At 45.8% G+C, this 14716-nt stretch carries 16 protein-coding genes; 8 read left to right on the top strand and 8 right to left on the bottom strand.

What is annotated here, in order from left to right; genetic code table 11:
- From nikB to MKX59_RS13980, 5 genes are read left to right on the top strand one after another with little or no spacing between them, the layout of a single operon-like run.
- Entirely contained in the window at positions 1 to 945 is a 945-nt protein-coding gene (gene nikB, locus MKX59_RS14000; RefSeq protein ID WP_023988849.1) for a nickel ABC transporter permease, read from the top strand.
- Entirely contained in the window at positions 942 to 1796 is an 855-nt protein-coding gene (gene nikC / locus MKX59_RS13995) for a nickel transporter permease (protein WP_340858486.1), read from the top strand. The genes nikB and nikC overlap by 4 nt, the downstream gene beginning before the upstream one ends.
- Positions 1797 to 1803: 7 nt before the next feature.
- On the top strand, positions 1804 to 2640 hold the full coding sequence (locus tag MKX59_RS13990; RefSeq protein WP_340858485.1) for an ABC transporter ATP-binding protein: 837 nt from the start codon (positions 1804 to 1806) through the stop codon (positions 2638 to 2640).
- Entirely contained in the window at positions 2633 to 3475 is an 843-nt protein-coding gene (locus MKX59_RS13985; RefSeq protein WP_068938778.1) for an ABC transporter ATP-binding protein, read from the top strand. The genes MKX59_RS13990 and MKX59_RS13985 overlap by 8 nt, the downstream gene beginning before the upstream one ends.
- Entirely contained in the window at positions 3442 to 4752 is a 1311-nt protein-coding gene (locus MKX59_RS13980) for an MATE family efflux transporter (RefSeq protein ID WP_023988853.1), read from the top strand. The genes MKX59_RS13985 and MKX59_RS13980 overlap by 34 nt, the downstream gene beginning before the upstream one ends.
- A 119-nt stretch (positions 4753 to 4871) precedes the next feature.
- Here the strand turns inward: MKX59_RS13980 and katA are convergent, their stop codons facing one another.
- From katA to MKX59_RS13955, 5 genes are all read right to left on the bottom strand, one after another.
- Positions 4872 to 6329, bottom strand: coding sequence for a catalase KatA (gene katA / locus MKX59_RS13975; RefSeq protein ID WP_028541635.1), 1458 nt, complete (start codon positions 6327 to 6329; stop codon positions 4872 to 4874).
- Positions 6330 to 6620: 291 nt separating this feature from the next.
- Positions 6621 to 7223 carry an adenylyl-sulfate kinase gene (gene cysC, locus MKX59_RS13970; protein WP_023988854.1) on the bottom strand — a complete coding sequence of 201 codons (603 nt, stop codon included), beginning with the start codon at positions 7221 to 7223 and terminating at the stop codon, positions 6621 to 6623.
- Between the two features lie 60 nt (positions 7224 to 7283).
- The gene (locus tag MKX59_RS13965) at positions 7284 to 8183 is read right to left on the bottom strand and encodes a TIGR02452 family protein (RefSeq protein WP_023988855.1); all 900 of its coding nucleotides are present in this window, start codon (positions 8181 to 8183) and stop codon (positions 7284 to 7286) included.
- 5 nt (positions 8184 to 8188) lie between these two features.
- On the bottom strand, positions 8189 to 8671 hold the full coding sequence (locus MKX59_RS13960; RefSeq protein ID WP_023988856.1) for an NADAR family protein: 483 nt from the start codon (positions 8669 to 8671) through the stop codon (positions 8189 to 8191).
- Positions 8672 to 8698: 27 nt separating this feature from the next.
- A complete protein-coding gene (locus MKX59_RS13955) occupies positions 8699 to 9604 on the bottom strand; it encodes an NUDIX hydrolase (RefSeq protein WP_071558683.1) in 906 nt (301 codons plus the stop codon).
- Positions 9605 to 9896: 292 nt separating this feature from the next.
- Here MKX59_RS13955 and MKX59_RS13950 point away from each other — a divergent pair, with 292 nt between their 5' ends.
- Positions 9897 to 10199, top strand: a complete 303-nt coding sequence (locus MKX59_RS13950) for a hypothetical protein (RefSeq protein WP_023988858.1) — start codon at positions 9897 to 9899, stop codon at positions 10197 to 10199.
- Positions 10200 to 10309: 110 nt separating this feature from the next.
- Here the strand turns inward: MKX59_RS13950 and MKX59_RS13945 are convergent, their stop codons facing one another.
- The gene (locus MKX59_RS13945; protein WP_028541639.1) at positions 10310 to 11368 is read right to left on the bottom strand and encodes a DUF1835 domain-containing protein; all 1059 of its coding nucleotides are present in this window, start codon (positions 11366 to 11368) and stop codon (positions 10310 to 10312) included.
- Between the two features lie 135 nt (positions 11369 to 11503).
- Here MKX59_RS13945 and glsA point away from each other — a divergent pair, with 135 nt between their 5' ends.
- Positions 11504 to 12442 (top strand): glutaminase A, encoded by a 939-nt coding sequence (gene glsA, locus MKX59_RS13940; RefSeq protein WP_028541640.1) that lies wholly within the window; start codon positions 11504 to 11506, stop codon positions 12440 to 12442.
- Positions 12443 to 12515: 73 nt separating this feature from the next.
- Here the strand turns inward: glsA and MKX59_RS13935 are convergent, their stop codons facing one another.
- Both MKX59_RS13935 and MKX59_RS13930 read right to left on the bottom strand, forming a co-directional pair.
- Positions 12516 to 13382 carry a VOC family protein gene (locus MKX59_RS13935; RefSeq protein WP_028541641.1) on the bottom strand — a complete coding sequence of 289 codons (867 nt, stop codon included), beginning with the start codon at positions 13380 to 13382 and terminating at the stop codon, positions 12516 to 12518.
- A 49-nt stretch (positions 13383 to 13431) separates the two neighbouring features.
- Complete coding sequence (locus MKX59_RS13930; RefSeq protein ID WP_028541642.1) at positions 13432 to 13845, bottom strand: DoxX family protein; 414 nt, start codon at positions 13843 to 13845, stop codon at positions 13432 to 13434.
- A 269-nt stretch (positions 13846 to 14114) separates the two neighbouring features.
- Here MKX59_RS13930 and MKX59_RS13925 point away from each other — a divergent pair, with 269 nt between their 5' ends.
- On the top strand, positions 14115 to 14654 hold the full coding sequence (locus tag MKX59_RS13925) for a helix-turn-helix domain-containing protein (RefSeq protein WP_023988862.1): 540 nt from the start codon (positions 14115 to 14117) through the stop codon (positions 14652 to 14654).
- Positions 14655 to 14716 lie beyond the last annotated feature (62 nt).

The raw sequence follows: 14716 nt of genomic DNA, 5'->3' as shown, positions 1-14716 counted from the left end.
ATGTTTAAATCCATCGCCAAAAAGTTTCTTGAACTGGTCTTGTTCTTTCTTATTCTTTCCTTTGTGAGCTTCTGTCTGCTTAAGCTTGTTCCGGGCGATCCCGTCCGGAGCATTCTCCGAGTCGACGATGTAGCTGTGTCCAATCAGCAAATTATGGATATGCGCAGCCAACTGGGGCTGGATCAACCATTACCTGTGCAATATGGTAAGTGGTTGGTCCAGTTGCTTCAGTTTGATTTTGGACAATCTTATTTAACCCATCGTCCAGTATTCACAGAGTTTATGGAAAAACTGCCTTATACACTGCTACTTACCGGAGGGTCTCTGTTCATTATGCTGCTGATAGCTCTCCCGTTGGGAACGATGGCGGCGCTCTACCGTAACCGCTGGATTGACAGAGCCAGTCGTGTGTTTGCCTTAATCGGCTCCTCGATTCCCAGCTTTTGGCTGGGGCTTTTGTTTATCGAATGGTTTGCAGTTAAATTACGTATTTTGCCGTCTATGGGTGAAGGAACCGCTTTTCATTTGGTACTCCCTTCTCTTACCTTGGGATTGGCAATGGCGGCCGTTTATGTACGAATGATCCGCGCAAGTCTGATTGAAAGCTCGGGGCAAGACTTTATCAAAGCGGCGCAAGCGCGTGGAATCAGCCCCATCCGCATTTTTTTCAGACATATGCTCCGTCACAGTCTTGTTCCACTCATTACGGTATTCAGTGAGAGTATAGGCAGCCTACTGGGAGGCACAGTCGTGATTGAAGTGCTATTCGCCTATCCAGGGCTGGGCAAATGGATTGTGGATGCCATTGCTGCAAGGGATTACCCCATTATTCAGGGCTATACCGTATTTATGGCTGCATTCATTGTATGTATCAATATTTTGGTAGAGCTGTCCTACCGTTGGGTCAATCCTGAAATCGCTTTGAAGGAGAAACGTTTATCATGATAAAATCCGTACATGCGGAAAACAGGCAGCTCACCAGAACGCGATTGTCCAATACATGGATCGTGTCGCTCTCCATTCTGCTCATTCTTGCAGCAATTACAGTCGTTCCGTTTCTTGCTCCGCAAGATCCGTATCGTATCCAGATGGGGAATCGACTACAATCGATCAGCGCTACACACTGGCTGGGAACAGATCATTTGGGCAGAGATGTACTATCGAGAGTGATAGCTGGACTTCGGACGACTGTCGGAACCAGTTTATTGATTTTGGCCGTTTCGCTGGTTGTCGGGGTCCCTCTTGGTCTGCTTTCAGGGCTTATTGGAGGCTGGATGGATCGTGTATTCAAACGGGTGGTCGATGCCTTCATGACATTACCTGATTATATTTTTGCCATTGTACTGAGCGGTTTGCTCGGACCAGGCTTAGTAAATCTTATTTTCGCGGTGACTGCGGTAAAATGGGTTGGTTATGCGCGCCTGGTGCGTAGTACCGTTCTGGCTGAAAAGCAAAAGGATTACATTTCGTTATCCATACTGGCGGGTACCTCCTCCCTGCGGATTGTCATGCGGCATATTCTCCCCCATGCAATTGGGAATGTTCTTGTGCTGGCTACGCTGGATATCGGCAAAATCATTTTAATGATTGCCTCCCTATCTTTTTTGGGCTTAGGTCCACAGCCACCAATTCCTGAATGGGGTACGATGCTGAATGAAGGACGAGCGTATTTTCAAATGGCTCCCCACCTGATGCTTGTTCCAGGGATAGCTGTCGTTCTAACAGTGCTACTGGCGAACGTATTGGGAGACAAACTGCGCGACCGTTATGATGTTAAAACCCGGACAGAGGAGTGAGCTGTACATGCTGACTATTGAAGGCTTAACGATTCGGACAAATGTAAAAACGATTGTAGAGCAACTGAAGCTTGCCGTTCGTCCGGGGGAATGGTGTGCTCTAGCCGGCGAAAGCGGTAGTGGCAAAAGCATGACGGCATTTGCTATCGGCGGCCTTCTCCCCTCTTCTGTTACAGCGGAAGGAATTATTGCGTGGAAGGACAATAATTTGCTGGATCTATCCGCTAAACAAAGACGTTCTTTGCTTGGTAGTGAAATATCTTACATTTTTCAAGACTACCACGGGGCTTTCACCCCCTTTCTGCGTGTGGGCAGCCAACTGAACGAGCTGATGCGCGCCCATGGCAAACAAGATCGCAAGGCACGTAAGCAACGCTGTATCGAGGTGCTGAAGCGCGTACAGCTTCCCGCCGAGCGCGTGTACCGCAGCTATCCGTTTCAGCTCAGCGGCGGTCAATTGCAACGGGCAGCTATTGCGGCTGCACTACTACTGGAGCCGAAGTTGCTTATTGCCGACGAGCCTACAACTGCGCTGGATACGCTCACAGCTCATCGGGTGCTTCAGCTCATTGACCAAATCCGGACGGAGACGGGTATTTCCGTCTTGTGGATCACTCATGACCTGCGTCATGTACGCAAGTATGCAGATCGAATCGCAGTGATGCACGAAGGTTCACTGGTTGAAACTGGTGAAACGCAAGCGGTGCTGAACCATCCGGCCCACCCGTATACTCGTCGTCTACTGGCGGCTATTCCGCCCCTGTCTCCGGGCGCTCCAGTACGTTTGCCTTACAACAGCACTGAAGAACAGAACGCATTGGAAAGGAGCGCTTTACATGAATAATCAAGCCGCCTACGCTCAGCAGCAAGACACGTCTAATGCTGTCGTGACCGTCTCCGGTTTGACGAAGGCTTACGCTGGAGGTAAAACGGTGCTGCAAGATGTTGCTCTGTCGATCTCCCCCCGAGAATGTCTGGGTATCGTCGGGGAAAGCGGCAGTGGGAAAAGCACACTCGCTCGCTGTATTTTGACATTGGACCCGTTTGATCAAGGTGAGCTTAGACTGGATGGACAGTCTATCCGTGGGCTAAAGCGGAGCGAATTAAAACGGATTCGTAGCAGGCTGGGTGCAGTATTTCAACATCCATCCGCGGCTTTGAATCCCAGACTAACCATCCTGCAATCCCTGCTGGAGCCACTGGACCAGCTTAAGTACTATGTTCCTTCCTTTATGGCGGGTAAGTCCTCAGAACGTCGGGATACAGCAGAACATTTGCTTGAGATGGTAAAGCTTCCAGCCAGCTATCTGGACAAGTTTCCACATCAGCTCAGCGGTGGGGAAAAGCAGCGTGTAACCATCGCACGTGCCATCAGCACAGAGCCGGATTTTATCGTATTGGACGAGCCAACAGCAAGTCTGGATGTGACCACACAAGCCACCATTTTGAATCTGCTCAAAGATTTGCAGGATGAGCTAGGACTGGCTTATCTGTTTATCTCACATGATCTGGCGGCTGTGCACTTTATGAGTGATCGAATCATGGTCATGAAAGAAGGCAGTGTGCTTGAGCATTTTCCCAAAGAAGCATTATTTCATTCGGATCGCCATCCCTATACACAATCATTACTGGAGGTTTTTTCAACATGTTGCCTTCCCACCGAGCCTATCTTGCTTTAGCTATCCCTTTAATTATTTCGACGATTACAACCCCGCTGCTCGGTGCGGTGGATACAGCTGTAATCGGTCATTTAAGCCATTCCGCGTATTTAGGCGGTGTAGCGGTGGGCACTCTTATTTTTAATACTTTATATTGGTTGTTTGGCTTTCTGCGAGTCAGCACATCAGCTTTCACGGCACAAGCCGCAGGGGCACAAAATAACGACCAGGGCATAGCTGCTCTCATGCGCCCACTGGCCATTGCTTTACTCATTGGTGCGGTATTCATTGTGTTGCAAAAGCCAATTCTGCTGGCTTCTCTTCAGCTAATCCATCCGGCGCAGGATGTGGCGGCGCAGGCAGCGATTTATTTTAACATTCGTATTTGGGGAGCCCCTCTAACATTGGTGAACTATGTGCTGCTCGGCTGGCTGATGGGATTGTCCCGTGTGAAGGCTACATTATTTTTGCAAATTTCAATGAACGTAATCAATATGGTATTAGCTATTGTATTTACACAGATGATGCATTGGAATGTCACGGGTGTGGCAAGCGCTACTCTGATTGCGGAAATTCTTGCATGTGTATTGGGTCTGGCGCTGGTGTTCCGCTCATCGATTTGGAGGGAATGGAAGCAAAGCGGACAGATGAATTGGCGAGGTTGGTTTGGAGCTTCAGAGTTGAAAAATGTCATGGCGACAAACCTTGATCTCATGATTCGCACAGCCTGTCTGCTGACAATGTTTAATCTGTTTACGGCACGCAGTGCGAGCTTTGGAACCGATCAGTTGGCGGCGAACGCTATTTTGTTGCAGATCCATTATATTATGGCTTACTTTTTTGATGGGTTCGCCAACGCCAGTAGCATTATGACGGGTCAGGCTAGGGGTGCCGGGGATCGTAAAATGCTGCAAAGGGTTATTCACTTGTCCTGGTTCTGGACACTGGTGACCAGCGTAGTGACGGGAGGATTGTATTTCGCACTGAAAGAGCCGCTTATCTCGCTATTTACGGATAATGCTACAGTGATTAACCTTACAGGCCCTTATAATGGATGGCTTGTGGTCTTTCCGCTGGCAGCCGGACTGGGACTGGTATTCTACGGTGTGTTTACGGGGATGACGGTAACGTATCCGATCCGTAATTCGATGCTGATCTCATTGCTCTGCTTTTTGATCGCTCTCTTCTGGTGCGTTCCCCATTATGGGAATCACGGACTTTGGCTGTCCTTTATTGTATTTGCCCTAGGACGGTCGCTGTTTCTTGTAATCTATTTACCTCGCTTGCAGAGGATATAGCAGCACCTGATTTACATCGCTCTCAAAACAAAGGATGTCCCATCCACCATGTACGTGGTGTTGGGACATCCTTTTATTATATATTCATACGGCTTTCAGGTTAGAGTTTGCAGATACCTCTACTCGCCTTGAGGAACGGTCAAGCCCAAACCTTCGGCTACACGACGTCCATATTCAGGATCAGCTTTATAAAAATGACCGATCTGACGCAGTTTGATTTCATCACTTTCTACGGGCTTCATCGCATTTACGATGTTTCGGACCAGACGTGCACGCTCTTCTTCACTGAGCAAGCGGTACAGGTCGCCTGGCTGTGTGTAGTGATCATGATGATCGTAGGCTACACTTTGCGCTTCGCCAGACACTTCAAAAGGAGCAATTTTGTGCGCAGGTGATTCTTTGGGTCCACCGAGACTATTAGGCTCGTAATAAACAGATCCTCCGCCATTGCTGTCACTGCGTAATGCACCATCGCGTTGGTAGTTGTGTACTTCTGCATGCGGACGGTTGATCGGCAACGAATTATGATTTGCACCTACACGGTAGCGATGTGCGTCGCCGTAGGCAAACAGGCGTCCTTGCAGCATTTTATCCGGGGATGCTTCAATTCCAGGAACAAATGAACCCGGAGAGAATGTCGCCTGCTCTACCTCAGCAAAGTAGTTCTCAGGATTGCGATTCAGCACCATGCGCCCAACCTCAATCAGCGGATAATCCTTTTGAGACCATACTTTTGTCACATCAAATGGATCAAAGCGGTACGTATCTGCATCTTCTACCGGCATAATCTGCACATGAAGTTTCCATGCAGGAAAATCACCTTTTTTGATGGCATTAAACAAGTCTTCTGTGTGATAATCAGGATTTTCACCGGCAATTTTCGCAGCCAAATCCACATCAAGATTTTGCACACCTTGCTCCGTTTTAAAATGATATTTCACCCATACTGCCTGTCCTTCGGCGTTGACCCACTTGAACGTGTGACTACCGAAACCATGCATATGTCTAAGTGTAGCTGGAATACCGCGGTCAGACATAAGGATACTTACCTGATGCAGCGATTCAGGAGATAAGGACCAGAAATCCCAGACCGCATTCGGGTTTTTCAGATGGGTTTGGGGATGACGTTTTTGCGTATGAATAAAGTCAGGAAATTTAATGGCATCCCGAATAAAAAACACAGGTGTATTATTGCCCACGAGATCATAGTTGCCTTCTTCTGTATAAAACTTCACCGCAAAACCACGCGGGTCGCGTACAGTATCGGACGAGCCCAGCTCACCCGCCACAGTCGAAAAGCGAATAAACATCGGTGTACGCTTGCCCACCTCAGACAAGAAGCTTGCTTTTGTAAATGCAGACAAATCATTAGTGACTTCAAAATATCCGTGCGCCCCTGCACCTTTTGCATGAACGACACGTTCCGGCACACGCTCCCGGTTAAAATGCGCCAATTTCTCCAGCAGATGCACATCCTGAATTAGTGCGGGACCTCGCGAGCCTGCTGTGATCGAATTTTGATTATCTCCAACAGGAGCGCCCCAGCTTGTAGTCAGGTTCGTTGGTTGGTTACTCATGATTGACATCACCTCTTGAATGAATTGGTTGACTATGTGCCTTTCACTATAAATTGTGCACAAACAAAAATCAATACTTTTTTTATAATTATTATAATTTAGGATTTAGAATTAGTTTAAAATCATAAACAAAAAAGCAAGCCCTATAAGGCTTGCCGTATATGCAGTATTGTATTTATTTACTAATAGGTATGCTTCAATTTTCACGTTCTGTAATGATTACTTTGATCACTTCTCGAAGTCTTGGCATGGAGGCTTTCAGACAATATTCATGTAGAATTCATCATAAAATCATAAAAGAAGCAGCTTCCTATCGAGAAAATCCAAGATATCCTGAACCGACTGGATTACCTCCCGACCTTCAGTCGATACGATTAGATCCGGTTCCAGCGGTGCTTCATAGGGAGCATCAATCCCCGTAAAATGATGAATTTCTCCGGCACGTGCTTTCTTGTACATTCCTTTTGGATCGCGTCGCTCACATTCCTCCAGGCTGCACTGTATATAAATCTCATAGCAACCTTCCTGCTGTAAAATGTCCTTTACCATTTCACGATCTTCACGATAAGGGGAAATGGTGGCGCAAATCGTTAGAACACCCGCATGTGCCATTAGCTTTGCAACTTCAGCAATACGGCGGATATTTTCTTTGCGGTCAGCGGGCAGGAAACCTAGATTCCGATTTAAACCGTGCCGAACATTATCCCCATCCAAAATAAACGTGTGTATGCCTTGTGCGTATAACGCTTTTTCAAGTGTGGAGGATACCGTTGATTTCCCCGAACCAGACAGCCCCGTAAACCAAAGCACCGGACTTTTATGTCCATTCAAAAGCTGACGCGCTTGCTTATCAACATCGGATACATGCCAGGTTATATTCGAAGATGGATTCATTCAGCACCTTCCTTTTTCATGAGATATTATAGTAAACAGTTTTTATGCACAGCTCAAGCTTCAGGATAGCGCATTTTTAAAGCTGTTTAAAGTACGCTGCTCTGCTTTATGATCCAACACTGCAAAAACAATCCGGTCAAACAACAAGCCATATCCTTCATCTACAAGTACTTGCTTGAACCAGAGGGCAACCTCTTCCGGCTTATTGCGGAATACTCCGCAACCATAGGCTCCCAGCACAAGATGTTCTACGCCGTTTTGCTTAGCCATTCCAAGAATGTAACGAATCCGCTCCAGCATCACTTCACCAATCCGATTCACCTGCTCTGGTTCCCGTTCTCGCACAACTCCAGCATTTACAGCAGGTGCGGTCAGGAAATCGACTTGATACGGCTTCTCCAACAATGTCCCCTGATCATCCCGAAATACCGGAACTTCAGGCGAATAAATCATATAATCTGAATAAAAACAGCTCCGCAGCTTCCGATTATGTCCATACATCTCTTCCATTTGTGAAATGCAAGGATACAATGCTGACGAACGAGCCAAGCTTTCTTCTTGAGCCTGGCTGCCTCCGAGAAATCCACCTCCCGGATTTTTGGCTGATGCAAAATTCAAACACGCCACGTGGGCCAGCTTCTCCTCTACCTGGAGTCTGTATGCCGCCTGTAACGTGCTTTCTCCCGTAATTTCCAATTTTGCAATGATCGTCTGTTCGTCTATACGGGAAGAAGGCCCCAATATACTTTTTATTCTTTGCTCTGCCTCTTGTTTTACAGCTACCAGCTGAGAAGGTGTATATAACTTCGAGCCTGTGACCGCATTTCCTATCTCTTTTGTCATATTTACTTGAACCAGTTTGATATTCGTATAATTCCCATGTTCCAAAATGGATAGTGTTTCCTGCGCCATATGCGATCGGGCATCCCGGTTGCTCCGGGAATTCATTGTATTTTTCATGATGACTATTCCTCCTTTTGCAATACATCCTCACGTAAATTTGTCAATATTTCTCCTAGCCAGTTCGTGCCACGCCATAGCTTGCGGTTCCGTATACGAGCATCGCTCTCAGCTAAGCCTACACCCCAAATGGTGTCGGTCGGACTAGCCTCAACCAGAGTGGTTCCTTTCGTTTTAAGCAGGTGCTTGAGCAAATTCGGATTTTGTGTAAACTTGGCGTAATTACCGTCATATACAAATTGCCGGCAATTTGCCTCCCACAAGGATTGGTCAAATCCGCGCACACTGCGGCCCCGGGCTTTTTGCTCCCTTGGGGTAGGGGCTTGCATAATTTTCAAGGCCGCCTCTTCATCCCCAAAAAGCTGTGCTTTTTTCAACATCATATATTGCTCGGCACAGTTAAACTCCAATCCATCCACGACAAAATCAGAAGGATACCATTGCGAAAATGGCGAATGACTGCGATAAAAAAATGTAAACTTTTCCATGAAGATTCCTCATTTCATATTCCTATGCTACATAAAACGCGACCGAGGCTTAAATCGGTATAACTTGGACGGACGATGTCCAGCTGCCTTTCTATACTCATTGGTTTCTTCCACGAGATCAGCTATTTTACGACGAAAAGCTGCGGCCAACAGCTCCTTACCTAGAATAATTTCATACACCTGCTGAAGCTCACTCAGTGTAAATAGAGCTGGCATCAGGTGAAACGCGATATCTGTGTATTCTATTTTGCTGCGCAGACGCTCTATACCGTACGCAATAATTTTGGCATGATCAAAAGCAATTCCTTGTGACTCCAGCACCTCTCGCTTGATTTCAATGGTTCTTCCCTTAAGAATTTCAGTTATTTTTACTTTGGCTGATAGATGGATGTCCCCATGCTTCAATGTGATGTCAATGTCTTGTTCCCATGTGTAACCTTCCGGCTGATTCGTCCGCGTCTCCTGAGCTACGCTGTAATCCAGCTCAAACCATTGGGCATCATCGGCATCATCCCCCGCCTGTACCTCCAAGGAATCGTGGTCCACCAATGCCATGTAAGCGCAGCTAATTACCCGCATACGAGGATCACGTGCCACATCTCCCCAAGTATATAGCTGCTCCATATAAATCTGATCCACATTCGTTTCCGTTTTAAGCTCGCGTCGTGCAGCCTCTTCCAGACTTTCATCTATACCTACAAAACCACCCGGCAACGCCCATTGCCCTATATAGGGATGCTCCCCTCTTTGGATCAAAAGAAGCTGGAGGGTCTTCTCCGGTAGCTTCCGGTAATTTTGTTGGAGCTGATCCATTACCGTAAATAGCAGCATATCTACCGTTACGGATGGGCGCTCATATTCCTTCGCATCATAAGCGGCCAAGAACTCCTCTTCCGTCAAGCCACTGTGATTATGTTTCGATCCATCTGTCACTTGCGTCACCTACCTGTTCATATATGGGTCATTCGTCGCTTTTGATTCAAAAGTGACGAATGCTTTCTGTGATTTTTAATTTGAATCAATTGATAAAAACAAAATGTTAATATCAATACAATAATATATAAAAAGTGCTTCGTCAATAGGGTGTATAGACCTATTTTCAATCGTTTGATAGTACTATTAGACTGTTTACTGAATTTTACTTGTTGCTTATTGTCATATCATGTATGATGTTTTGGTCAATATAGGAAATACAACATACTAAACACGTAGGGAGAAGATCTAATTGACTAACCAGTTTAACCCGCAAAACAATCAGCAAGGAGCACCATCCAGGCCAGCCCCTGTTTACCCGCCTCCTGTATCATTCAAGGAGTGGATGATCAGTTTACTTTTGATGGCTATACCGGTAGTTGGACTTATTATGCTGTTTGTGTGGGCATTTAGCGGCTCGACTAATCCGAGCAAAGCTAACTATGCTAAAGCAGGCCTTCTTTGGGCCGCTATTGTAATCGTGATCTATATCATTATGGCTGTTGCTCTGTTGCCTGCTATCATAAGTTCATTGAATTCAAGCAGCTACTATTGATTCCAAGTACATAGCAAAATAACCCTCTGATGAATCAACCTGATACATCAGAAGGTCTTTAAACTAAACTGCCGATCCCATCGGCAGTTTTTATTTGATCACTTTTTGCTTTACTCCTTTATTCTCACAGCATAACGATTCATCATTCCCGGCATCCCCTGAAAATCAAGTTTCCCATGGGCGATCAAATATTGAATCCGGTATTCCAAAAAAGTATCGCTTCTTGGCTGCGACCACTGCGTTAAAGCTTGACCTATTATTTTTCCGGTGTTCACAAATCCCAGATTATCCGCTAACTGTATCTTGCTAATCATATCCAGCAAGGCCTGATCCAAATAATCCTCCGGCACATGGACAATACGGTCATTGTCCCATAATCTCAGGACACTATCTTGCTCGCTAAGCTCCAACCACTCCCGTTCGTATCGACGTCGGTCTTCCATACACACCACATAAAGTTCATCTTCACTTCGCTTAATGAACCGTTCGATTTCTTTCGAATGCACCACGCCCATGGATAAAGGGAATGGACTCTCATTATATAAATGATCATCCGGCTCCCGCTCCAAGGTATCCGTGACATTAATGACCCGAATAGGTGTAGCTCTTTTGCGCAAGAGATATAATACAAAGCGTAATCCGACCTGCTCGTCAGCATTAGAGCCACACCAAATCGTGATCGACTTCTCATCTGGAATTTCACTTAGGGTAACCATCATCTGTTCAATACGGTGCTCCCAATTGGCGTAATGGAAAAACTCATAATGCATCATCCGTTCAGCCAACCAGCCGTGACGGTTTTCTTGTCCTTCTAATGTTTCCAGCCTCCACAATGGTCCTATGGAAAACTGATCATTAAAAGACAGCACGATACTCTCAAGCCGCAATCCTGCACCCGAAAGTCCTCCCTTCATCGAGCCTGCGGCAGACTGAGAAAACAATAGATGCACATGCCTCTCCCGGGTGCGCTCATGCTCCAGACGCTCATTTCGGCTCGTTTCCACATCATTTGCCCACTGCTCTAATATAGGATTAGCCCATTCAGGATTTTTGTCTGATAAGGCTGCAACCTGCTCCAGTACACTATGTACAAAACCTCTAAGTCTTCGACCCTTAATAACCTCATCGTAGTCTTCATCAAAATTCGGTTCATTATGCGATAACAACAAGTCACTGCCTCCTTTTATCTAATTCAATTCAAACTTGTCTTTCGACCAGAAATATCTTTAGAATAGGCGTATAGCTATCACTTCTTACTCTACAATAAAATACCACAGATTGCTTACTTGACTGGAGGAAAAGAAATGACATCGGAGTGGCAGAGATTACAGACCAAACTGCCGGAATGGGTAGAACAAAGCCGTCATGAGTATATTCATGGCAAGGTAGCAGCATATATTCCCGAACTGTCCAAAGCACCAGCCGACGCGCTGGGTGTTGTTGTAATGAACGGTGCGGGTGAAACCGTAGTGGCCGGGGATACGGAAATCCAATTTACGATGCAAAGTATCTCAAAGGTATTTACGCTCATTCTGGCCTTGATGGATAATGGAGAGGACGTTGTCTTCTCTAAGGTGGGTATGGAGCCTACCGGAGACCGTTTTAATTCCATGCTAAAGCTAGAACTGGTCGAGCCGGGTATTCCGTTTAACCCACTGATTAACGCCGGAGCGATCGCAGTCTCCTCTCTGATTCGCGGGAACAGCCCAGAAGAGAAGTTTGCCCGTGTTCTCCAATTTTTCCGCCTGCTTACCCACAATGACACATTGGAATATGATCAGGATGTCTACGATTCAGAATCAGCTACAGGCCATTTGAACCGTTCCCTTGCTTATTTTCTAATGGAAAAAGGAATTTTAAGAGGTCATGTGGAGGATGTGCTTGAAGTTTATTTCAGACATTGTGCTGTCAAATTGAACTGTACAGATTTAGCACGTATGGGACTTGTACTAGCTTACAACGGCCGTGATCCGGTGACAGGTATACCGCTGATTCCCCGCCGCTATGTACAGATCGCCAAAACATTTATGACGACATGCGGCATGTATGACGCTTCAGGGGAATTCGCCATTCAAGTCGGACTACCTGCCAAAAGCGGCGTATCAGGCAGTATTATGACGATGGTACCCGGACGATATGGCATTGGACTGGTTGGACCTTCTCTGAACCGTATGGGCAACAGTACAGCCGGTGTACACTTGCTGGAGAAGATGTCTCGGGATTTGGACTGGAGCTTGTTCTAAGTATACGAAAAAAAGGGTATTCCCAGCCTTTACGGCTCATAGGAATACCCTTTTTTGTTGCGTGTCTTCTATGTTACGAGATTTGACCGTTAATCAGTTTAATTTGAATGCGGAACGGATCAGCTACATACTTGGCGCCATCGCGTTCTTGCATTCCATAGCCTGCTGCCTCTAAACGAGCTACAATGGCATCCAATTCATTCTGATCCGGTACGATCAATTCAAAATAATCCAATCCTGCAGCGTGCTCAGGAGCTGGTGGTGCTCCTTCACCTGCCCATATATTCAAGCCCATATGGTGGTGGTAACCACCTGCGGAAACGAACAAGGCTGAAGAGCCATACCGGCACGTAATGTCAAAGCCAAGCACATCGCAATAAAATTGCTGTGCTTTGAGCAAATTAGACACATGGAAGTGGACGTGCCCGATTACCGTTCCCTGCGGTAGTCCCTGCCAAGGTAGATTTTCGGAAATCGCAACCAAGTCTTCTGCATCCACGGGATCTGTTCCCATCATGTAAAATCCATTTGCATCCTTTTTCCACTGATCACGGGGACGATCTGCATAGATTTCGATTCCGTTATTATCAGGGTCATGGATATATAGAGCTTCACTTACATCATGGTCTCCCTGTCCGATTTCAATCTCATGAGCCAGCAGATTACGTAAAGACAGGCCCAGAGCTACACGGTTTGGGAGAAGAATAGCAAAGTGATATAACCCGGCAGCAGATTGACGCGGCAGAATAACTGCATTTTCAATATAGTTAAGGATCAGTAGCGCATGCTTCCCATCGACAGTCAATTCAGCGGTATCCGCCGTTTGACGCAGCAACTGAAAACCAACGACCTCTGTATAAAATTGAATAGAACGCTCCAAGTTACTAACCTTTAATGAAACCTGCCCGATTTTGGTGTTGTCATGAATATGTGCTGTCATGAGATTTCCCTCTTTCTATATGGATTGGAGGACTAAAGCTAATCAAAAATTATTGTTTGGTTGACTCACGACGGCTGAACAAAGAATCCAGAGACAATCGAGTCGTTGGAGCAAATACCAGATGAAGAGCTACCAGAATAAAAGCAATATCCAGCTCATAGCCAGCGCCTTGACCATTCCCCATCAACCCGCCGGACAATTTTGCTGTAAAAATGGCGCCGATCAAAACAATAACCAAAAGCCCAGATACATAGCGAGTGAGCAATCCAAGAATCAATGCAATCCCACCGACCAACTCAATCACCGCAACGACATAACCTAAAAATCCTGGAACGCCAATGCTGGAAAACCAGCCTGCTACATTACCCAACCCCATTTGGAATTTAGCAATTCCGTGTGCCAAAAACAAAATTCCCAGCGCCATCCGCATAATTGTAGAAATGTTTTTGCTTGCTGAACTCATGTTTATCTCTCCATTCTGTTTGTTTATTACACTCATACAAGTGCATATGAATAATTAATTTATATTACTAATAATTTGGTTAAAAAAATAATACTGTCTGAATCTCTGCCGCACCACATTAGTGTGAATCAAACTCGAATTATTAGTAATAGAAATAATTATTTTGTAGTGTGAATTTATCATAAGAAACTGTAGTCTGTCAACAAATTATTTGGTATTATAAATAATAAATTAGTATACATTATATTCCCTTAAAGGAGGAACGCTCTATGGGTATAGGATGCAACATACGCGCCGCTCGTAAACGTAAAAATTTATCCATCCAGCAAATATGTGAACGAACCGGACTATCGCAAGGGTTTATGAGTCAAGTAGAAAATAATAAAACCTCCCCTTCCATCGCAACATTGGACAGTATCGCAAATGCGCTTAAGGTTCCCCTTGCTTTTCTGCTTCTTAAAGAAGAGGAACGGATGCAAGTGATTCGTAAGGACGAGCGTCGTAAAACGTTATATGGTAAAAACAACCTCCAGGTCGATCATTTGGGGGGGCAAGGAAACGTTAAAATGATGCTGGTGGACATGCCGCCAGGCTCATCTACAGAAGAGGAGCATGCTCATGCGGGGGATGAGATTCATTTTATCTTGGAGGGCACGGTATACGTGGAGCAAGGCGAGGATTCAGCTACTTTGGAAGCAGGAGATTCCTTTAGCTGGAGGGCAGCTATCCCCCATTATGCCAAAAACGTGGGTGAAAACAACGCCCGTATCCTGATTTCCGTATTTCTCGAAGCAGAAAATGACGCCTAATAGGCTTGATCACAGGGTTCTTGTCATAGACCGCAAAGTAGATATTAATATGTAAAATATAT

This window comes from Paenibacillus sp. FSL R7-0340 (genome assembly GCF_038002205.1).
Classification (GTDB): domain Bacteria; phylum Bacillota; class Bacilli; order Paenibacillales; family Paenibacillaceae; genus Paenibacillus; species Paenibacillus polymyxa_B.
This window is presented reverse-complemented; position numbering and strand designations above follow the sequence as displayed.

Excerpts from the sequence above, each read along its gene's own strand:
- cysC (WP_023988854.1), bottom strand. The coding sequence starts at position 7,223 with ATGAATCCATCTTCGAATATAACCTGGCATGTATCCGATGTTGATAAG.
- MKX59_RS13980 (WP_023988853.1), top strand. The coding sequence starts at position 3,442 with ATGTTGCCTTCCCACCGAGCCTATCTTGCTTTAGCTATCCCTTTAATT.
- nikC (WP_340858486.1), top strand. The coding sequence starts at position 942 with ATGATAAAATCCGTACATGCGGAAAACAGGCAGCTCACCAGAACGCGA.
- nikB (WP_023988849.1), top strand. The coding sequence starts at position 1 with ATGTTTAAATCCATCGCCAAAAAGTTTCTTGAACTGGTCTTGTTCTTT.
- MKX59_RS13930 (WP_028541642.1), bottom strand. The coding sequence starts at position 13,845 with ATGAGTTCAGCAAGCAAAAACATTTCTACAATTATGCGGATGGCGCTG.
- MKX59_RS13935 (WP_028541641.1), bottom strand. The coding sequence starts at position 13,382 with ATGACAGCACATATTCATGACAACACCAAAATCGGGCAGGTTTCATTA.
- MKX59_RS13985 (WP_068938778.1), top strand. The coding sequence starts at position 2,633 with ATGAATAATCAAGCCGCCTACGCTCAGCAGCAAGACACGTCTAATGCT.
- MKX59_RS13990 (WP_340858485.1), top strand. The coding sequence starts at position 1,804 with ATGCTGACTATTGAAGGCTTAACGATTCGGACAAATGTAAAAACGATT.
- MKX59_RS13960 (WP_023988856.1), bottom strand. The coding sequence starts at position 8,671 with ATGGAAAAGTTTACATTTTTTTATCGCAGTCATTCGCCATTTTCGCAA.
- MKX59_RS13965 (WP_023988855.1), bottom strand. The coding sequence starts at position 8,183 with ATGAAAAATACAATGAATTCCCGGAGCAACCGGGATGCCCGATCGCAT.
- glsA (WP_028541640.1), top strand. The coding sequence starts at position 11,504 with ATGACATCGGAGTGGCAGAGATTACAGACCAAACTGCCGGAATGGGTA.
- katA (WP_028541635.1), bottom strand. The coding sequence starts at position 6,329 with ATGAGTAACCAACCAACGAACCTGACTACAAGCTGGGGCGCTCCTGTT.
- MKX59_RS13925 (WP_023988862.1), top strand. The coding sequence starts at position 14,115 with ATGGGTATAGGATGCAACATACGCGCCGCTCGTAAACGTAAAAATTTA.